Source organism: Streptomyces sp. NPDC126497, from assembly GCF_040302425.1.
GTDB lineage: Bacteria > Actinomycetota > Actinomycetes > Streptomycetales > Streptomycetaceae > Streptomyces.
Genome location: NZ_JBEORT010000125.1, coordinates 1 through 18,406, shown reverse-complemented (window position 1 = coordinate 18,406; position 18,406 = coordinate 1). Strand labels below are relative to the sequence as shown.

Annotated in this window: 19 protein-coding genes; 14 read left to right on the top strand and 5 right to left on the bottom strand. The window is 73.1% G+C overall.

The features are described 5' to 3' along the window. Positions 1-133: 133 nt before the first annotated feature. The 3 genes from sepH to ABTY20_RS31840 all read right to left on the bottom strand — a co-directional run bounded on the left by sepH (position 134) and on the right by ABTY20_RS31840 (position 4,015). Entirely contained in the window at positions 134-1,183 is a 1,050-nt protein-coding gene (sepH, locus tag ABTY20_RS31850; protein ID WP_352000621.1) for a septation protein SepH, read from the bottom strand. A gap of 314 nt (positions 1,184-1,497) precedes the next feature. Then, the gene (locus ABTY20_RS31845) at positions 1,498-2,817 is read right to left on the bottom strand and encodes a D-arabinono-1,4-lactone oxidase (RefSeq protein ID WP_352000620.1); all 1,320 of its coding nucleotides are present in this window, start codon (positions 2,815-2,817) and stop codon (positions 1,498-1,500) included. Beyond that, the gene (locus ABTY20_RS31840) at positions 2,777-4,015 is read right to left on the bottom strand and encodes an MFS transporter (RefSeq protein ID WP_352000619.1); all 1,239 of its coding nucleotides are present in this window, start codon (positions 4,013-4,015) and stop codon (positions 2,777-2,779) included. Before ABTY20_RS31840 ends, ABTY20_RS31845 begins: the two co-directional genes overlap by 41 nt. Before the next feature lie 160 nt (positions 4,016-4,175). Here ABTY20_RS31840 and ABTY20_RS31835 point away from each other — a divergent pair, with 160 nt between their 5' ends. Then, positions 4,176-5,303 carry a ferrochelatase gene (locus tag ABTY20_RS31835; RefSeq protein ID WP_352000618.1) on the top strand — a complete coding sequence of 376 codons (1,128 nt, stop codon included), beginning with the start codon at positions 4,176-4,178 and terminating at the stop codon, positions 5,301-5,303. 8 nt (positions 5,304-5,311) lie between these two features. Further along, on the top strand, positions 5,312-6,127 hold the full coding sequence (locus ABTY20_RS31830; RefSeq protein ID WP_352000617.1) for an inositol monophosphatase family protein: 816 nt from the start codon (positions 5,312-5,314) through the stop codon (positions 6,125-6,127). A 119-nt stretch (positions 6,128-6,246) separates the two neighbouring features. On the opposite strand, the gene ABTY20_RS31825 is transcribed toward ABTY20_RS31830, so the two are convergent. Beyond that, the gene (locus tag ABTY20_RS31825; RefSeq protein WP_352000616.1) at positions 6,247-6,420 is read right to left on the bottom strand and encodes a hypothetical protein; all 174 of its coding nucleotides are present in this window, start codon (positions 6,418-6,420) and stop codon (positions 6,247-6,249) included. Between the two features lie 446 nt (positions 6,421-6,866). Between ABTY20_RS31825 and ABTY20_RS31820 the strand changes: the two genes are divergently transcribed. The 4 genes from ABTY20_RS31820 to ABTY20_RS31805 all read left to right on the top strand — a co-directional run bounded on the left by ABTY20_RS31820 (position 6,867) and on the right by ABTY20_RS31805 (position 10,427). After that, on the top strand, positions 6,867-7,520 hold the full coding sequence (locus ABTY20_RS31820; protein ID WP_004982445.1) for a response regulator transcription factor: 654 nt from the start codon (positions 6,867-6,869) through the stop codon (positions 7,518-7,520). Between the two features lie 6 nt (positions 7,521-7,526). Next, entirely contained in the window at positions 7,527-8,771 is a 1,245-nt protein-coding gene (locus ABTY20_RS31815; protein ID WP_352000615.1) for a sensor histidine kinase, read from the top strand. Positions 8,772-9,163: 392 nt separating this feature from the next. Beyond that, positions 9,164-9,460: a DUF4193 domain-containing protein gene (locus ABTY20_RS31810; protein WP_003993510.1), complete on the top strand. Its 297-nt coding sequence runs from the start codon at positions 9,164-9,166 to the stop codon at positions 9,458-9,460. Positions 9,461-9,473: 13 nt separating this feature from the next. Further along, positions 9,474-10,427 (top strand): hypothetical protein, encoded by a 954-nt coding sequence (locus ABTY20_RS31805; protein ID WP_352000614.1) that lies wholly within the window; start codon positions 9,474-9,476, stop codon positions 10,425-10,427. A 43-nt stretch (positions 10,428-10,470) separates the two neighbouring features. Here ABTY20_RS31805 and ABTY20_RS31800 read toward each other — a convergent pair whose 3' ends face one another. Further along, a complete protein-coding gene (locus ABTY20_RS31800) occupies positions 10,471-10,941 on the bottom strand; it encodes a DUF3093 domain-containing protein (protein WP_352000613.1) in 471 nt (156 codons plus the stop codon). Between the two features lie 58 nt (positions 10,942-10,999). Here ABTY20_RS31800 and ABTY20_RS31795 point away from each other — a divergent pair, with 58 nt between their 5' ends. From ABTY20_RS31795 to ABTY20_RS31760, 8 genes are all read left to right on the top strand, one after another. Further along, on the top strand, positions 11,000-11,584 hold the full coding sequence (locus ABTY20_RS31795; protein ID WP_352000612.1) for a PaaI family thioesterase: 585 nt from the start codon (positions 11,000-11,002) through the stop codon (positions 11,582-11,584). Then, a complete protein-coding gene (gene dut, locus ABTY20_RS31790) occupies positions 11,581-12,144 on the top strand; it encodes a dUTP diphosphatase (RefSeq protein WP_352000611.1) in 564 nt (187 codons plus the stop codon). The genes ABTY20_RS31795 and dut overlap by 4 nt, the downstream gene beginning before the upstream one ends. A gap of 1 nt (position 12,145) precedes the next feature. Next, positions 12,146-12,901: a DUF3710 domain-containing protein gene (locus tag ABTY20_RS31785; protein WP_352000610.1), complete on the top strand. Its 756-nt coding sequence runs from the start codon at positions 12,146-12,148 to the stop codon at positions 12,899-12,901. Between the two features lie 171 nt (positions 12,902-13,072). Continuing rightward, positions 13,073-13,765, top strand: a complete 693-nt coding sequence (locus ABTY20_RS31780) for an ABC transporter ATP-binding protein (RefSeq protein WP_352000609.1) — start codon at positions 13,073-13,075, stop codon at positions 13,763-13,765. Between the two features lie 54 nt (positions 13,766-13,819). After that, positions 13,820-16,372 carry a DUF4118 domain-containing protein gene (locus ABTY20_RS31775; protein ID WP_352000608.1) on the top strand — a complete coding sequence of 851 codons (2,553 nt, stop codon included), beginning with the start codon at positions 13,820-13,822 and terminating at the stop codon, positions 16,370-16,372. Further along, on the top strand, positions 16,369-17,049 hold the full coding sequence (locus ABTY20_RS31770) for a response regulator (RefSeq protein WP_352000607.1): 681 nt from the start codon (positions 16,369-16,371) through the stop codon (positions 17,047-17,049). Before ABTY20_RS31775 ends, ABTY20_RS31770 begins: the two co-directional genes overlap by 4 nt. Positions 17,050-17,149: 100 nt before the next feature. Beyond that, positions 17,150-17,548, top strand: a complete 399-nt coding sequence (locus ABTY20_RS31765; protein WP_004924415.1) for an OB-fold nucleic acid binding domain-containing protein — start codon at positions 17,150-17,152, stop codon at positions 17,546-17,548. A 3-nt stretch (positions 17,549-17,551) separates the two neighbouring features. Further along, positions 17,552-18,316 carry a DUF3159 domain-containing protein gene (locus ABTY20_RS31760; protein ID WP_352000606.1) on the top strand — a complete coding sequence of 255 codons (765 nt, stop codon included), beginning with the start codon at positions 17,552-17,554 and terminating at the stop codon, positions 18,314-18,316. Positions 18,317-18,406 lie beyond the last annotated feature (90 nt).

Sequence of the window (18,406 nt, the reverse complement as noted above, 5' to 3'; positions counted from 1 at the left end):
CCCCGGGCGGCGGGTCGGGGTGGGACGGGACCCGGGGTTGCCGGCCGTGCTGCGCGCCGTGGGGGGCCCGCCCCACGGCGGGCGCCCCTCGGCGTCACGTCGGCCGGCCGCGGACGCGGACCGTCCGAACGCGTTACTCCTGCTTCTTCCGCCGCGTCCCGAACACGATCTCGTCCCAGCTCGGCACCGCCGCGCGACGGCCCGGACGGACGCCGTCCGCCTCGGCCTGACGGTCGGTCGAGCCGATGAGCCGGTCCCGGTGGCTGCTGACGGAACGCGGCATGAGGACGTCCGCGTACGCGGACCCGGCCGAGGCCGCGGGGGCCGGCGGCTCCTCCGCCTCGGGCTCGGGATCCGGCTCCTCGGGGGCGGTCTCGGACACGCGCTCCGGGACGACCAGGTCGCCCCGGAAGTTCGGCACCGCCTCCAGCAGGCTGGTCAGCGAGTCCCGTTCGCCCGACGCCGTGACCGCCAGGGACTCCTCCTCGGGCTCGGACGCCTGCGCGGGCAGGCTCGGCCGCTCGCGGTCGCCGGGACGGTCGAGCGGGCGGTCCCGCGGCAGCCGGGCGATGCGCGGCACGAACGGGAAGCTGGGCTCGGGCGCGGCGAGGTCGTCGGACTCGCCGATCAGCGAGCGCGCCTCGTCGTCGACGGCCTGGACCAGCCGCCGGGGCGGGTCGTACGTCCAGCTCGCCGAGTGCGGCTCGCCCGCCACCCGGTAGACCAGCAGCACCTCCCAGGTGCCGTCGTCGCGGCGCCAGGAGTCCCACTGGACGGTGTCCTTCTCGGCGCCGCGCAGCAGCAGCCGCTCCTGCACCGCCTCACCCAGCGGGGGACCGGAGTTCTCACCGGGGCGTCGGACCGGGGTCTTGCGGGCGCGCTCGGCCATGAACGCGCGCTCGGCGAGGACGGGCCCCTCGAAGCGGCGTACGCGGTCCACGGGGATGCCGGCCATCTGCGCGACCTCTTCCGCGGTCGCGCCGGCCCTTATGCGCGCCTGGATGTCGCGGGGGCGGAGATGGCTCTCCACCTCGATCTCGATCTGGCCGAGGCGGGGACGGTCGCCGCGCACGGCGGCGCGGAGCCGTTCGTCGATCGGAAGCGTGTACTCCGTGCTGTCCGCAGCCTTCAGCACCAGCCGTGTGCCGTCATTCGAGACGGCCACGACACGCAGTTCGGGCATGGGGACCTCCCGGGTGGTGCCTGCCGACGTCACGTGCGTCGCTGCTTCCGCTAGTCGAGTGTGGCCTGCCCGGGTGCAGCCTGCCACAACCTTGCCGTTCTGCCCGGCGTGTCGGGCGCGGGCCCTGGATCGCCGTTATGGCACGGTTACCTGTTCGCAACGCTGAGTGACACACCGCGTCACCCTGTGCACCTAGCCCCCTCCCGGCGGTCCTTCACGGTCCCGGGCACCCTGACGGGAGACCGGACCCAGGGCTCGCAAGAGTACTCCATTTGGGCCACCTGCGTGGATTGGCACGCCGCGCAACGCATCCTCTACGACCCCAGTACCCGCCGCAAGTAGTCGTTCCGGAAGCGGCGTTCCGGGTCGAGCCGGTCCCGCAGCGCCGTGAACTCCGCGAAGCGCGGATACACCCGGGAGAGGTAATCGGCGTCGCGGGTGTGGATCTTCCCCCAGTGGGGCCGCCCCTCGTGGGCGGTGAAGATGCGCTCGGCCGCGGTGAAGTACCCCCGGTAGGGGGTCCCCTTGAACATGTGGACGGCGATGTAGGCGCTGTCCCGGCCGGACGCGGTGGACAGCGCGATGTCGTCGGCCGGCGCGGTGCGCACCTCGACGGGGAAGCTCACCCGCAGCGGTGAGCGGTCGACCATCGCCTTCAGCTCCCGCAGCGTCTCCACCAGGGCCGCGCGCGGAACGGCGTACTCCATCTCCACGAAGCGCACCCGGCGCGGCGAGGTGAACACCTTGTACGGGAGGTCGGTGTAGGTCCGCGCGGACAGTGCCCTGCTGGAGATCCGCGCGATGACCGGGACGGTCGCGGGCACCGCGCGGCCGACCCAGTTGACCGCCTGGAAGGCGCCGTTGGAGAGGAACTCGTCCTCGAACCAGCCCCTGAGCCGCGGGACCGGCCGTTCCGGGCCCGCGCTGCGGTTGTTGCGCTTGGTGTTGGTGTTGCCGGTGTGCGGGAACCAGTAGAACTCGAAGTGCTCGTTCTCGGCGTACAGCTGGTCGAACTCGGCGCAGACCCGGTCGAGGGGCATCGGCTCCTCGCGGGCGGTGAGCAGGAAGACCGGCTCCACGGCGAAGGTGATCGCGGTGACGACGCCGAGGGCGCCGAGTCCGATCCGGGCGGCCGCGAAGACGTCCGGGTTCTCCCGCTGGGAGCAGGTGAGCACCGATCCGTCGGCGGTGACCAGTTCCAGGCCCCGGATCTGGGCGGCGAGGGAGGCGGAGTCGCGGCCCGTGCCGTGGGTGCCCGTGCTGGTGGCCCCGGAGACCGTCTGTTCCATGATGTCGCCCATGTTGGTCAGCGACAGGCCCTCCCGGGCGAGGGCCAGGTTCAGCCGCCTGAGCGGGGTGCCGGCCTCGACCGTGACGGTGCCGGCCGCGCGGTCGATGTGCCGGATGCCGGTCAGCAGGTGAGGCCGGATCAGCAGGCCGTCGGTGGCCGCTATGGAGGTGAAGGAGTGCCCGGTGCCGCCCGCCTTCACCGGCATGCCGTCCTCGGCGGCCCGGCGCACGGCGGCGGCCAGTTCCTCGACGGAGGCGGGCGCGGCCTCCCGCGCGGGACGGACGGCGACGTTGCCGCCCCAGTTACGCCACGTGCCGTTCCTCGTGCTCGCCGTGCTGCCCAACGGAGCCTCCCCGAACCGAGGCCGGCTGCCTGAGCCGGCGGTACCCGAGGAAACCCACCGCGACCGCGACGGCCCCGGCCGCCGCCGGAACCCCGTACCCGGCGCGCGCCCCGGCCGCGTCGATCACCCACCCGGCCACGGAGGAGCCGGCGGCGATCCCGACCGCCAGTCCGGTGCTCACCCAGGTCATGCCCTCGGTGAGCTGCGCGCGTGGTACGTGCTCTTCGATGAGGGACATCGTCGTGATCATCGTCGGAGCGATGGACAGACCCGCAACGAACAGCGCCACGGCCAGGAACGGCAGGTTCCCGACCAGTAGGAGTGGGATCATACTCACGGCCATGGCGCACACGCCCAGCAACCAACGACGTTCCGGCGCCCCCGCGAAGCGCAGCAGCCCGAAGACGACGCCCGCCACGCAGGAACCCAGCGCGTACACGGCGAGCACCACGCTCGCGGCGGCCTTGTGCCCCTCCTCCTCGGCGAAGGCCACGGTGACCACGTCCACGGCGCCGAAGACGGTCCCCGTCGCCACGAACGTCGCGACCAGCACCTGGAGGCCGGGGGCGCGCAGCGCCGTGCCGCCGCTCCGCTCCTCGCGCGGATGCGGTACGGGCTCGGTGGCGCGCTGCGCGGTCAGCCAGAAGACGCCGGCCGCCAGGAAGCAGGCCGCGAGCAGCGGACCGGCCTCCGGGAACCAGGCCGTGGACAGTCCGATGGAGACGATCGGCCCGAAGATGAAGCACACCTCGTCCACCACGGACTCGAACGAGTACGCGGTGTGCAGCGTCGGGGTGCCCCGGTACAGGGCGGCCCAACGGGCCCGGACCATCGCGCCGACGCTCGGCACGCAGCCGATCCCGACGCACGCGACGAACAGCACCCAGTCCGGCCAGCCGTAGTGCGCGGCGCACAGCAGCACCGCCGCCGCGGCGAGCGAGACCAGCGTCGCCGGGCGCAGCACCCGCCGCTGCCCGTACCGGTCCACCAGGCGCGAGACCTGCGGGCCCGCCACGGCGGCGGCCAGCGCGATGGTCGCCGACAGCGCGCCGGCCAGCCCGTACTCCCCGGTGAGCTGGGAGATCATCGTCACCACGCCGATGCCCATCATGGACAGCGGCATCCGGCCGAGGAACCCCGCGGCGGAGAAGGCCTTGCTGCCGGGGGCGGCGAACAGGGCGCGGTAGGGGCTGGGCACGGGGTCTCCGAAGATCTCGGTAAGGTGCGATCGCAGGGGAGGCGACTTACGGGTTAGGTAACCCTAATACACCTGCCGCGCGCCCGCACCCGCCGCGTCGTACCCGGTGACACGCCTGCCCCGCATCCCGCCCGCCGGTGCCGGGTGGCAGGATCGAGACATGCCTGACGTGCTCGATGCCAGCCCCTACGACGCCCTGCTCCTGCTCTCTTTCGGTGGTCCCGAAGGCCCGGACGACGTGGTCCCGTTCCTGGAGAACGTGACGCGCGGGCGCGGCATCCCCAAGGAACGCCTCAAGGAGGTCGGGCAGCACTACTTCCTCTTCGGCGGGATCAGCCCCATCAACGACCAGAACCGCGCCCTGCTGGACGCGCTGCGCGAGGACTTCGCCGGCCACGGCCTGGACCTGCCGGTCTACTGGGGCAACCGCAACTGGGCGCCCTACCTCACCGACGCCCTGCGCGAGATGGTCCGGGACGGACGCCGCCGCATCCTCGTCCTGGCCACCAGCGCCTACGCCTCGTACTCCGGCTGCCGCCAGTACCGCGAGAACCTCGCCGACGCCCTCGCGACCCTGGAGCAGGAGGGGCTGGAGCCGCCGAAGGTCGACAAGCTGCGGCACTACTTCAACCACCCCGGCTTCGTCGAGCCCATGGTCGACGGGGTCCTCCGGTCGCTCGCCGAGCTGCCCGAGGACGTCCGGGACGGCGCGCAGATCGCCTTCTGCACCCACTCCATCCCCACCTCCGCCGCCGACACCTCCGGCCCGGCCGAGGAGCACGGCGACGGCGGCGCGTACGTCCGGCAGCACCTGGACGTGGCCCGGGTGATCGCCGACGCCGTCCGCGAACGCACCGGCGTCGACCACCCCTGGCAGCTCGTCTACCAGTCCCGCTCCGGCGCCCCGCACGTCCCCTGGCTGGAACCCGACATCTGCGACCATCTCGAGGAGCGGCACGCGGCCGGGGTGCCGGCCGTGGTGATGGCCCCCATCGGCTTCGTCTCCGACCACATGGAGGTCATCTACGACCTCGACACCGAGGCCACGGCCAAGGCGCGGGAGCTGGGCCTGCCGGTGCGCCGCTCGGCGACCGTCGGCGCCGACCCGCGGTTCGCCGCCGCGATCCGCGAGCTGGTCCTGGAGCGCGCCGGCGCCGAACGCGGGCAGGACGTCAGGCCGTGCGCCCTGGGCGCGCTCGGCGCGAGCCACGACCTCTGCCCGGTGGGCTGCTGCCCGGCCCGCACCCCGCGTCCCGCCGCCGCGGGCGCCGACAGCCCCTACGCCTGAGGAGCGCCGTGACCGACCCCCTGCACGCGGAACTGCTGGAACTCGCCCGGGAGGCGGCCCGCCGCGCGGGCGAGCTGCTGCGGGACGGCCGCCCGGCCGACCTCGCGGTCGCCGCGACCAAGTCCAGCCCGATCGACGTCGTCACCGAGATGGACCTCGCGGCCGAAAAGCTGATCACCACGCTGATCGCCGAGCGCCGTCCGGAGGACGGCTTCCTCGGTGAGGAAGGCGCCTCCACCGAGGGCAGCAGCGGCGTCCGCTGGGTGATCGACCCGCTCGACGGCACGGTCAACTACCTGTACGGCCTGCCCACCTGGTCCGTCTCCATCGCCGCCGAGCAGGACGGCGAGACCGTGGCCGGGGCGGTCGCGGCGCCCATGCGCGGCGAGGCGTACCACGCGGTGCGCGGCGGCGGCGCCTGGGCCACCGGCGCCTGGGACGGCGAGCGGCGGCTGACCTGCCGCCCCTCGCCGCCCCTGGACCAGGCCCTGGTGTCGACCGGATTCAACTACGTCACCGAGGTCCGCACCCACCAGGCCGACGTGGCGCGGCGGCTGATCCCCCTGCTGCGGGACATCCGGCGCGGCGGCTCGGCCGCGATCGACCTGTGCGACCTCGCCGCGGGGCGCCTGGACGGCTACTACGAGCGCGGGCTGCACCCCTGGGACCTGGCCGCCGGTGACCTGATCGCCCGCGAGGCGGGCGCCCTGACCGGCGGCCGCCCCGGAGACCGCCCCTCCTGGGACCTCACGGTCGCGGCCACCCCGGGCGTCTTCGGGCCGCTCCAGCGCCTCCTGGAGGAGCACGGCGCCTGGCACGACTGACGGGCGCCGGCCGGGCCCGTCGGCGCGACGGACGAGGCCCCTTCCGTGGACGCAGAGGGAACGGACAACAGGACGGGCCCCGGCGCTGGATTCGCCGGGGCCCGTCCTGCGCACGTCGGTCAGACGCTGTACGCGCCGACCTCCACGCCGTGTTCGGCGGCGAGGCGGCGCAGGTCGTCGAGCTCGCCCTGCTCCACGTCGGCGAGGAAGTCGTCGCCCTCGTCGCGGGCGCGCGACAGATCGGACTCGGTCGCCTTTATGCGCTGCAGAAGTCCTGCGGTGAATGCGTCCATGCTGCGCCCCCTCGTCCTGGGTCGGTGGGTCGGTGGCACGGGGGTGTGCCGTCGGGAAGGGACGATCACGTCCGGAGCGGGTGCCCAGCGCCACCCGGCCGGGCGGCGACGGTGCCGGACACCCACGCCCGCTCTGCGGAAGCGGACTCTTACGTACCGCATGGTGGCGCGGTACGTGCAGAGCGTGATCGCGGGATGTAAAACCCGTCCTCCCCAAGCTCCCTCCCGGGGAAACCTCACGGAGCGAGAAAATCTTGCATTCCCGCCCCGTTCGCCCGGACGTTCCCCGGTCCCGCACCCTCCGGTCACCGCCCGTTCCCCCGCCTTACAGCCGACTTACGGCCGAAAAGGGCAGGATGGAGGCAACACACCCACCCGTACCCCTGCCCGAGTGCGCCCTGCGGCGCTGTCCGACCGTGGGCAGGACCCGAGGAAGGACAAGCGACGTGCGCGTACTCGTCGTCGAGGACGAGCAGCTGCTCGCCGATGCGGTGGCCACCGGACTGCGCCGGGAGGCCATGGCCGTCGACGTCGTGTACGACGGTGCGGCCGCCCTGGAGCGCATCGGCGTCAACGACTACGACGTGGTCGTCCTCGACCGCGACCTCCCGCTCGTGCACGGCGACGACGTCTGCCGCAGGATCGTCGAGCTCGGCATGCCCACCCGCGTGCTGATGCTCACGGCGTCCGGCGACGTCAGCGACCGCGTCGAGGGCCTGGAGATCGGCGCCGACGACTACCTCCCCAAGCCCTTCGCGTTCAGCGAGCTGATCGCGCGCGTGCGCGCCCTGGGACGGCGCACGAGCGTGCCGCTGCCGCCCGTCCTGGAGCGTGCCGGGATCAAGCTCGACCCCAACCGCCGCGAGGTCTTCCGCGACGGCAGGGAGGTCCAGCTCGCGCCGAAGGAGTTCGCCGTCCTGGAGGTGCTGATGCGCAGCGAGGGCGCGGTCGTCTCCGCGGAGCAGCTGCTGGAGAAGGCCTGGGACGAGAACACCGACCCGTTCACCAACGTGGTGCGGGTGACCGTGATGACCCTGCGCCGCAAACTGGGGGAGCCGCCGGTCATCGTGACCGTGCCCGGCTCCGGATACCGGATCTGATACCTGATGGCCGCCACACCCGCGCCCCCCACGGCGCCCCCCAAGCCCACCTGGGACCCCCGCTCGGCCACACCGCTGCCGTGGCTGCGTCCCACCATCCGCATACGGCTCACCCTGCTGTACGGCGGCATGTTCCTGATCGCCGGCATCCTGCTGCTGTCGATCATCTACCTGCTCGCCGCGCAGGCCCTGCGCACCGGCAGCCAGCCCCTGTTCAAGATCGTCGAATTCGACCACCTGAGGGTCGCCAGCAACGACTGTCAGGGCATCACCAGCGGCAACCTGGAGTTGCCCGATTTCAACGCCCTGATCAGCGAGTGCATCGACCACCAGCGCCAGGTCGCCCTGGACAACCTGCTCAGCCGCTCCCTGCTGGCCCTGCTGGGCCTCGCCGTCATCGCCTTCGCCTTCGGCTACGCCATGGCCGGCCGGGTGCTGTCGCCGCTGGGCCGGATCACCCGCACCGCCCGCGCGGTGGCCGGCTCGGACCTGTCCCGCCGGATCGAGCTGGACGGCCCGGACGACGAGCTGAAGGAACTGGCCGACACCTTCGACGACATGCTGGAGCGACTCCAGCGGGCGTTCACCGCCCAGCAGCGCTTCGTGGGCAACGCCTCGCACGAGCTGCGCACCCCGCTGGCGATCAACCGCACCCTGCTGGAGGTGCACCTCTCCGACCCCGGCGCGCCGGTGGAGCTGCAGCAGCTGGGCAGGACGCTGCTGTCCACCAACGAGCGCAGCGAACAGCTGGTGGAGGGCCTGCTGCTGCTCGCCCGCAGCGACAACCAGATCGTCGAGCGCAAGCCCGTGGACCTCGCCGAGGTGGCCACCCAGGCGATCGACCAGGTGCACGGCGAGGCGGAGGCCAAGGGCGTCGAGATCCGCGGCGCGCGCCGGCCCGCGGTCGTCCAGGGCAACGGCGTGCTGCTGGAGCGGATCGCCCTGAACCTGGTGCAGAACGCCGTGCGGTACAACGTGCCCGAGGACGGCTGGGTCGAGGTCACCACCGAGGCGCAGCACGGCCAGGCGGTCCTGGTGGTGACCAACACGGGCCCGGTGGTGCCGGCGTACGAGGTCGACAACCTCTTCGAGCCGTTCCGGCGGCTGCGCACCGAGCGCACGGGCAGCGACAAGGGTGTCGGACTGGGCCTGTCCATCGTGCGGTCGGTCGCCCGGGCGCACGGCGGGCACATCTACGCACAGCCGCGCGAGGGGGGCGGCCTCGTGATGCGTGTCACTCTCCCGATGTGAGGAGGTGTCGCCGTCATCACGGGGCGTTCGCTCTGGGCGGAATTCGCGGGGAGTTCCTCCGGTATCCGCGTGTGTGATCGATCACAGGACCGATTTCCCGGCGACCTACTCTCCGTGATCATGCATCCCCGTCAAAGCCGGGAAAGTCCCGGTTTTCAGGGGCCCTGATCACGGGAAGTACACGGTGAGGCGCCTTTGGAGGGCGGCGTCCGGACCGTGTACGGTCCCCCTCGCCATCCAAGCCGATCACTCATGAGGAGTCCGGTTGGGTGTCGATTGAGTAACAGACCTTGATGTGAGGCAAAATCTCCGCCTCAGGTCGGGCACAAGTCCGGCCTCTCACGCGTTACGTGCGCTGGAGACACCGCATACACCCAGAGGGGGAGAGTGACATGGCAACCGACTACGACACTCCACGCAAGACCGACGACGACGTCGACTCGGACAGCCTCGAAGAACTGAAGGCCCGGCGGAACGACAAGTCGGCCTCGGCCGTGGACGTCGACGAGTTCGAGGCCGCCGAGGGCCTGGAACTGCCCGGAGCCGACCTCTCGAACGAGGAGCTGGCCGTCCGGGTCCTGCCGAAGCAGCAGGACGAGTTCACCTGCATGAGCTGCTTCCTGGTCCACCACCGCAGCCAGCTGGCCCGCGAGAAGAACGGCCAGCCGATCTGCCGCGACTGCGACTGAGGCGGGGTCGGCCGTGACTGGCTCGACCCCTCCGCGGAAGCGCCGCTTCTTCGCGAGGGGAGCGGACCAAGGGCCCCAGGAGGGCCCGCAGCACGACGCGCGCGACCACGAGCGGGGCCCCACCGGTACCGGGGCGGCCTCGCTCGAAGCGCCGGCCGGCCGGGGTGACCTCCCGGCATCCCCGGAGGTCACCGCGCCCGTGGCGCGCAGACGGGCCGCCGTGATCCGCGAGAAGGCCCTGGAAGGCGCCCGCAGGGGCGGCGCCCACGCCCGCGCGGGACTGGCGCACCTCGCGGACCGGATCATCGAGATCGCCCCCCGGGTGCCCGTACGGGACCTCGCGACACTGCGCCGGCAGTTCCCCGGGCTCGGCCCCGAGGAACTCGCGGACAAGCTCGTGACGGGCGCCGCGAAGGCCACGGCGACGGTCGGCGCCGGAGTCGGCGCGGCGGCCATGATGCCCGTGCCGCCCGCGATGCCGACGGAGCTGGCCGCCGAGATCACCGGCGTCGCCGCGATCGAACTGAAGCTGATCGCCGAACTCCACGAGGTCTACGGCGTACGGCCGCCCGGCACCCTCGCCCAGCGCAGCACCGTGTACCTGAACTCCTGGTCCCAGGAGCGCGGGATCGAGGCGACCAGACCCTCGACCGTGAACGCGGCGCTGAACAGCCGCATGAAGCGCGAACTGCGCCAGCGGATCATGAAGCGCACCGTCCGCAACCTGCCGAACCTGATGCCGTTCCTGGTGGGAGCGGCCGTGGGCGCCGCCATGAACCGCAGGGACACCAGGAAGCTCGCCTCCCGCATCCGGGACGACCTGCGGCGGATCCAGGTGCCCTGGGACGCGCTGCCGGCCCTCCCCGCCCTGGAGCGCCCCGAGGACGCCCTGCCCGAGGAGGTACTCGGGGAACCCGGCGACCACCCGGGGAAGCCGGGGAAGGACGACGGACGCCGGGCCCCGTGAGCCCTCCGGGCGGCACCTCGCCCGTCCGTTCCCCGCGCCGCCGCTACCCGGCGGCCGCCCCCTCCTTCGCCGCCCGGAGCGCCTGCGCCAGCCGCTGCGGCTCACGGGTCGACAGGAAGAGGTAGGGGGTCGGGTCCCCGGGGTCCGTGACGTCCACCCGCAGAGCGCCGGGGACGTACGCCCGCAGCAGCATGAAGCAGCGCGGGTCGGCCTTGTGGGTCCGCCAGGCCCGGGCCTCCTCGGCGTCCAGGACCTCCGCCTCGCCCAGCGCCGACACCGGGATCCTCGCCTCGCCGGCGATGAGGTGGCCGCCCACCACCCGGATGCGCACCGAGCCGTACGAACTGGCCACGACCGCCGCCGCGGCGGTGCCGCCGGCCAGGCCGCCGAGCATCGGCAGCGTGCCGAACGGCAGCAGGATCAGCCCCAGGGAGACCCCCGCCATGAGGGAGATCAGCCACCAGGAACGGGGGGCGGTGAGGCGTTCTTCGTACGGGGAGGCGGAGAGCTGCATGAATCCAAGCTTGGCACGGTGTCGGGACGGGCCCCGCGCGCGGGTAAGGTCTGCGGCTGTGAGTGGTACTTCCGCAGCCCTTCAGCCCCCGGCCGACGCCGTACGGCCGGTGCGCCATCCGGACGCCCCCGCACCCGGCGAACCGCTGGGCGCGCACTACGGCCAGTGTTTCGGCTGTGGCGGCGAGCAGCCCCACGGACTGCACCTCGAGGCCCGTGCCGGCGAAGGCGTGTCGATCACCGCCGAGTTCACCGTGCAGCCCGCCCACCAGGGCGCCCCGGGGCTCGCGCACGGCGGGGTGCTCGCCACCGCCCTGGACGAGACGCTCGGCTCGCTGAACTGGCTGCTGCGCACGATCGCGGTGACCGGCAGGCTGGAGACCGACTTCGTCCGGCCCGTGCCGGTCGGCACCGTGCTGCACCTTCAGGCCGAGGTGACGGCGGTGGCCGGACGGAAGATCTACTGCACCGCCACCGGCCGCCTCGACGGCCCGGGCGGGCCCGTCGCGGTGCGCGCCGACGCCCTGTTCATCGAGGTCAAGGTCGACCACTTCGTCGACCACGGCCGCCCCGAGGAGATCCGGGCCGCCATGGAGGACCCCGACCAGGTGCGGCGCGCCCGCGCCTTCGAGGTGAATCCGTGAGCGGGCCCCGCCCCGGCGTGCTCGAGGTGCTGCTCCGGCGCCTCGACCCCGACGTACCGCTTCCGGCGTACGAGCACCCGGGGGACGCGGGCGCCGACCTGAGGACCACCGAGGCCTGTGAACTGGCCCCCGGCGAGCGGGCCGTCCTGCCCACCGGGGTGTCTGTGGCGCTGCCCGAGGGGTACGCGGCCTTCGTGCACCCGCGATCCGGTCTCGCCGCCCGCTGCGGCGTCGCCCTGGTGAATGCCCCGGGGACGGTTGATGCCGGGTACCGTGGGGAGATCAAGGTGATCGTGGTGAATCTCGACCCGCGCGAGACCGTGCGGTTCGAGCGCTTCGACCGGATTGCCCAACTGGTCGTCCAGCAGGTCGAGAGGGTCCGCTTCGTGTCGGTCGCGGAGCTTCCCCCCTCGGTCCGGGCCGAGGGGGGCTTCGGGTCCACCGGCGGCCACGCCGCGGTGGAAGAAGGTAAGAGCGGCACAAGCGTTCAGGCCGCCGTGGGCGGTACAGCGGGTGGGAATCGATACGCTTCGGTCGTATCCGACCGGGAAGGACAGTGACGTGTTCGGACGTCGCAAGAAGAAGGATGCCGCCGAGGGTGCGGCCGGCGAGGCCGAGCAGGTCGTCGACGGTGTCGACGCTGAGGCGGGCGAGGAGGCCGAGCGGCTGAGGCTCGAACCGGCGCCGCGGCCCGACGGACCCTGGGACAGCACCGAGGTCAGGGAGCCCGGCGAGGGCCGGGTCGACCTGGGCGGCCTGTTCGTGCCCGGAGTCGACGGCATGGAGTTGCGCGTGGAGGTCGCGGGCGACGCGATCGTGGCGGCCACCGTCGTGCTGCGCGACAGCGCCATCCAGCTGCAGGCCTTCGCCGCGCCCAAGCGCGAGGGCATCTGGGGCGAGGTGCGCGAGGAGATCGCGGCCGGCATCACCCAGCAGGGCGGCATCATCGACGAGGTCGAGGGCCCGCTGGGCTGGGAGCTGCGGGCCCAGGTGCCGGTGCAGCTGCCGGACGGCACCGGCGGCTTCCAGGTCGTGCGGTTCGTCGGCGTGGACGGCCCCCGCTGGTTCCTGCGCGGGGTGATCTCGGGCCAGGGCGCGGTGCAGCCGCAGGCCGCCGGGCTCCTCGAGCAGATCTTCCGGGACACGGTCGTGGTGCGCGGCGAGGGCCCGATGGCCCCGCGCGACCCGATCGTCCTGAAGCTGCCGAACGACGCGCAGATGGTCCCCGAGAACGTGCAGCAGGAAGAGGGGGGCTCCCGCTTCGCCGGCGGCATGGGCCAGCTCCAGCGCGGACCGGAGATCACCGAGGTGCGCTGACCGGGTACCCGGGAGAGCCGTTCAGGGGGCCGCGTCCGCAAGGGGGCGGCCCCCTGCCGTGCGCGGCGGTCCGGCCGGGGCGCCGGTGCGGGGCGGGCCCGGCCCGGGGCGTTGATCCACCGGGCGTCCTGCGGGGATACTGGCGCCCGGTCCCACGGGGAGGGCGGTCGCATGAGTCAGGTGGTCACCGAGACCATGGTGCGCGTCGAGGACGTGCACAAGTCGTACGGCACCGGAGCCGCCGCCGTCCACGCGCTGCGCGGTGTCTCCTTCGAGGTCCCGCGCGGCGAACTGGTCGCCCTCAAGGGCCGCTCCGGATCCGGCAAGACCACCCTGCTGAACATCGTCGGCGGTCTCGACACCCCCGACCGGGGCCGGGTCCACGTCGACGGGAGCGACCTCGCCGAACTCGACGAGAACGGGCTGCTCGCCCTGCGCCGGGACCGCGTCGGCTTCGTCTTCCAGTCCTTCGGCCTCATCCCCATCCTCACCGCCGCCGAGAACGTCGGCGTCCCGCTGCGGCTGCGCCGCGCCGACCCGCGCGAGCGGGAGGAACGCGTCGCCCTGCTGCTGTCCCTGGTAGGGCTCGCCGACCACGCGGCCCAGCGCCCCGGCGAGCTGTCCGGCGGCCAGCAGCAGCGGGTCGCCATCGCCCGCGCCCTCGCCAACAGCCCGGCCCTCCTCATCGCCGACGAGCCGACCGGCCAGCTCGACGCGGAGACCGGGCACGCCGTGATGGAGCTGCTGCGCGCGGTCGTCCGCAGCGAGCACGTCACCGCGCTCGTCGCCACCCACGACACCACCCTCCTCGACCTCGCCGACCGTGTCCTGGAACTGGGCGACGGCGAGATCACCGAGCACTGACCCCCGCCGGGACCCCGCGCCCGGCCGGGGGCCGGGCCGGACGACAATGAGGTCATGGGACGCGGCAGGCTTCGGATCCACCTCGGCGCGGCGCCGGGCGTCGGCAAGACGTACGCGATGCTCTCCGAGGCCCACCGGCGCGTGGAGCGCGGCACCGACTGCGTGGTGGCCTTCGCCGAAGCGCACGGCCGGCCCCGCACCGAGGCCCTGCTGCACGGACTGGAGCGGATCCCGCCCCGGCGGACCGGGCACCGCGGGACCGTCCTGACCGAGATGGACCTCGACGCCGTCCTCGCCCGCCGCCCCCGGGTCGCCCTGGTCGACGAACTCGCCCACACCAACGCCCCCGGCTCGCGCAACGCCAAGCGCTGGCAGGACGTCGAGGAACTGCTCGCCGCCGGGATCGACGTGCTCTCGACGGTCAACATCCAGCACCTGGAGTCGCTGGGCGACGTCGTGGAGTCGATCACCGGGGTGCGGGAGGCGGAGACCGTACCGGACGAGGTGGTGCGCAGGGCCGACCAGATCGAACTGGTCGACATGACCCCCGAGGCGCTGCGCCGCCGCATGGCGCACGGCAACATCCACCGGCCGGACGAGGTCGACGCCGCCCTCTCCAACTACTTCCGTCCCGGCAACCTCACCGCGCTCAGGGAGCTGGCGCTGCTGTGGGTGGCCGACCGGGTCGACGCCCACCTCCAGCGCTACCGCAGCGAGCACCGGGTCTCGGCGATATGGGGCTCGCGCGAGCGGATCGTGGTCGGCCTGACCGGCGGCCCCGAGGGCCGCACCCTGCTCCGGCGGGCCGCCCGGCTGGCGGAGAAGGGCGCCGGCGGCGAGCTGCTCGCCGTCTACATCTCCCGCAGCGGCGAACTCACCGCGGCCTCGCCCCGGGAACTGGTCGAGCAGCGCGCCCTGGTGGAGAACCTCGGCGGCACCTTCCACCACGTCGTCGGCGACGACATACCGGCCGACCTGCTCGCCTTCGCGCGCGGCGTCAACGCCACCCAGATCGTGCTCGGCTCCTCGCGCCGCCCGGCCTGGCAGTACGTCCTCGGGCCCGGCGTCGGCGCGACCGTCGCCCGGGACTCGGGACCCGACCTGGACGTGCACATCGTCACCCACGAGGAGGTCGCCAAGGGCCGCGGGCTGCCCGGCGCCCGGGGCGCGCGGCTCGGACGGTCCCGGCGGGTCTGGGGCTGGTCGGTCGGCGTGGGCGGCCCGGCGGTACTGGCGGTGCTGCTCAGCGCCGTGGACCTGGGATTCGCCAACGACATGCTGCTGTTCCTGAGCCTGACGGTGGCGGCGGCCCTGCTCGGCGGACTGTGGCCGGCCCTCGTCTCGGCGGCGGTCGGCTCCCTGCTGCTCAACTACTTCTACACCCCGCCCCTGCGCCACTGGAGCATCGCCGACCCGAAGAACATCATCGGCATCATGATCTTCGTCGCGGTCGGCGCGTCGGTGGCGTCCGTGGTCGACCTCGCGGCCCGGCGCACCCACCAGGCGGCCCGGCTGCGCGCCGAGTCGGAGATCCTCTCCTTCCTCGCCGGCAACGTGCTGCGCGGGGAGACCGGCCTGGAGGACCTGCTGGAGCGGGTCCGGGAGACCTTCGGCATGGAGTCCGCCGCCCTGCTCGAGCGCGCGGGCGACGTCGAGCCGTGGACCTGCGCCGGCCGGGCCGGGCGGGGACGGCCGGTCGAACGGCCCGAGGACGCGGACGTCGAGGTGCCGGTCGGCGACCACCTGGCGCTGGCGCTCACCGGCCGGGTGCCGCCCGCCGAGGACCGCAGGGTGCTGGGCGCCTTCGCCGCGCAGGCCGCCGTCGTCCTGGACCGCCGCAGGCTGCGCGAACAGGCCGACCGGGCCCTCGCCCTCGCCGAGGGCAACCGCATCCGCACCGCCCTGCTGGCCGCCGTCAGCCACGACCTGCGCACCCCGCTGGCCGGGATCAAGGCGGCCGTCTCCTCGCTGCGCTCCGAGGAGGTCGAGTGGTCGCCCGAGGACCGGGCCGAGCTGCTGGCGGGCATCGAGGACGGCGCCGACCGCCTGGACCACCTGGTGGGCAACCTGCTGGACATGTCCCGGCTGCACACCGGCACCGTCACCCCCCTGATCAGGGGGATCGACCTGGACGAGGTGGTGCCGAAGGCGCTCGGCGGGGTGCCCGAGGGCAGCGTCGTGCTGGACGTCCCCGAGGCCCTGCCCATGGTCGCCGTCGACCCGGGGCTGCTGGAGCGGGCGATGGCCAACGTGATCGAGAACGCCGTGAAGTACAGTCCTCCCGGCCTGCCCGTCCTGGTCGCCGCCAGCGCCCTCGCCGACCGGGTCGAGGTCCGGGTGGTGGACCGCGGCCCCGGCGTCCCCGACGAGGCCAAGGAGGACATCTTCGCGCCCTTCCAGCGGCACGGCGACGCCCCGAGCGGGGCCGGGGTGGGTCTCGGCCTGGCGGTCGCCCGGGGCTTCGCCGAGGCCATGGGCGGCACCCTGAACGCCGAGGACACCCCCGGCGGCGGCCTCACGATGGCGCTCACCCTGCGCGCCGCGGCGGCGCCCCCGGAGAACCCGCCGGCCCCCGCGGCCGCAGAACCCGAAAGGCAGTCCTCATGACCCGAGTGCTGGTGGTCGACGACGACCCGGCCATCGTGCGCGCCCTCGTGATCAACCTCAGGGCACGCTCGTACGAGGCAGACTCCGCCCACGACGGCGCCGGCGCCCTCCGTGCGGCCGCCGCCCGCCGCCCCGACGTCGTCGTCCTCGACCTCGGCCTGCCCGACATGGACGGCGTCGAGGTGATCAGGGGACTGCGCGGCTGGAGCCGGGTGCCGATCCTGGTGCTCTCCGCCCGGCACGCCTCCGGTGAGAAGGTCCAGGCGCTGGACGCGGGCGCCGACGACTACGTCACCAAGCCCTTCGGCATGGACGAACTGCTGGCCCGCCTGCGGGCCGCCGTACGCCGTGCGGAGCCCGCCGGGGACGGGGGCGACACGGTGGTGGAGACCGCCGCCTTCACCGTCGACCTGGCCGCGAAGAAGGTCAACCGCGACGGCAAGGACATACGGCTGACCCCCACCGAATGGCACCTGCTGGAGGCGCTGGTGCGCGGCGGCGGGCGGCTGGTGCCGCAGAGGCAGCTGCTGCGTGAGGTGTGGGGGCCGTCGTACGGCACCGAGACGAACTACCTGCGCGTGTACATGGCACAGCTGCGGCGGAAGCTGGAGGCGGATCCGTCACGTCCGAGGCACCTGATCACCGAGCCGGGCATGGGCTACCGCTTCGAGAGGTGAAGGCCGGCGGCGTTCCCGGGCCGGCGGCCGGGACGGTGCCCGTTCCGGCCGGGGCGGCAGGGGGTGCATGACCGTCCGTGCGCCCCGGTACGCTTCAGATATGAGTGCTGTTCCTCGATCCGAGAAGCCGGCGGGCCGGTTCCGGCGCATGCTCGACCGGCTCTCCTCGTCTCAGGAGGACCTGGAGTCCGAGGAGCTGCGCGAGGACGCCGAGACCGCCGGCTGCACACGGATAGGCGACTGCCGTGACCGGCAGATCGTCACGGTTACTGGTACCTTGCGCACGGTCACGTTGCGGCCGCGCGCGGGGGTTCCGGCCCTGGAGGCCGAGCTGTTCGACGGCTCCGCCGCACTCGACGTGGTATGGCTCGGCAGGCGCTCCATCGTGGGGATAGAACCGGGACGCAGGCTGATCGCATCGGGCCGGATCTCGATGAGCCGGGGCCGCCGGGTGCTGTTCAATCCGAAATACGAACTGAGACCCCTCGGACGGGAGTAGCCGGTGACGTCACTCGACAAGCCGACCACCGAAGACACATCCGCCGACGACGCCCGGGCGGTGACCGAAGCCGCCCTCTTCGAGGCGTTCGGCGGGGTGCGGGGCATGGTCGAGACGGTGCTCCCCGGACTGCTCTTCGTCAGCATCTACACGGTCAACAAGGACCTCCACATGTCGGCGATCGCGGCGCTCGCCGTGTCGCTGGTGATGGTCGTGGTCCGGCTGGCGCGCAAGGACACCGTCAAGCACGCCTTCAGCGGCGTCTTCGGCGTGGCCTTCGGCGTGGTCTTCGCGATGATGACCGGCAACGCCAAGGACTTCTACCTGCCGGGCATGCTGTACACCCTGGGCCTGGCCCTGGCGTACATCGTCACGGCGATGGCGGGCGTCCCGCTGATCGGCCTGGTGCTGGGACCCGTCTTCAAGGAGAACCTCTCCTGGCGCACCCGCAACCCCGGCCGGAAGAAGGCCTACACCAAGGCCAGCTGGGCCTGGGGACTGATCCTGCTCGGCAAGAGCGCGATCCTGTTCCCGCTGTACTGGTGGGCGGACACGACCCAGCTGGGCTGGGTGCTGATCGCGCTGAAGATCCCGCCGTTCCTGCTCGCGGTCTACCTGACCTGGGTGTTCCTGGCGAAGGCGCCGCCGCCGATCGACGTCTTCGCCGAGATGGAGGCGGAGGAGCGGGCGGAGGAGGAGCGCAGGGCCGCCGCCGCGCAGGAGGACGGCGGGGGGACGGCGGCCGGCCGTCACCGCCGCGAGTCCTAGGGCCTTTCGTTTGGATCAGGTCGGCCGCGACCGACGGTGCGTCGTGGCCGACCCGAGCGGGGCTTGGTGCGTGCAGATGCAAGGCGGAGG

Coding starts and splice junctions, on each gene's coding strand:
- sepH (WP_352000621.1), bottom strand. CDS start 1,183: ATGCCCGAACTGCGTGTCGTGGCCGTCTCGAATGACGGCACACGGCTG.
- ABTY20_RS31835 (WP_352000618.1), top strand. CDS start 4,176: ATGCCTGACGTGCTCGATGCCAGCCCCTACGACGCCCTGCTCCTGCTC.
- ABTY20_RS31825 (WP_352000616.1), bottom strand. CDS start 6,420: ATGGACGCATTCACCGCAGGACTTCTGCAGCGCATAAAGGCGACCGAG.
- ABTY20_RS31815 (WP_352000615.1), top strand. CDS start 7,527: ATGGCCGCCACACCCGCGCCCCCCACGGCGCCCCCCAAGCCCACCTGG.
- ABTY20_RS31810 (WP_003993510.1), top strand. CDS start 9,164: ATGGCAACCGACTACGACACTCCACGCAAGACCGACGACGACGTCGAC.
- ABTY20_RS31800 (WP_352000613.1), bottom strand. CDS start 10,941: ATGCAGCTCTCCGCCTCCCCGTACGAAGAACGCCTCACCGCCCCCCGT.
- ABTY20_RS31780 (WP_352000609.1), top strand. CDS start 13,073: ATGAGTCAGGTGGTCACCGAGACCATGGTGCGCGTCGAGGACGTGCAC.
- ABTY20_RS31775 (WP_352000608.1), top strand. CDS start 13,820: ATGGGACGCGGCAGGCTTCGGATCCACCTCGGCGCGGCGCCGGGCGTC.
- ABTY20_RS31770 (WP_352000607.1), top strand. CDS start 16,369: ATGACCCGAGTGCTGGTGGTCGACGACGACCCGGCCATCGTGCGCGCC.
- ABTY20_RS31765 (WP_004924415.1), top strand. CDS start 17,150: ATGAGTGCTGTTCCTCGATCCGAGAAGCCGGCGGGCCGGTTCCGGCGC.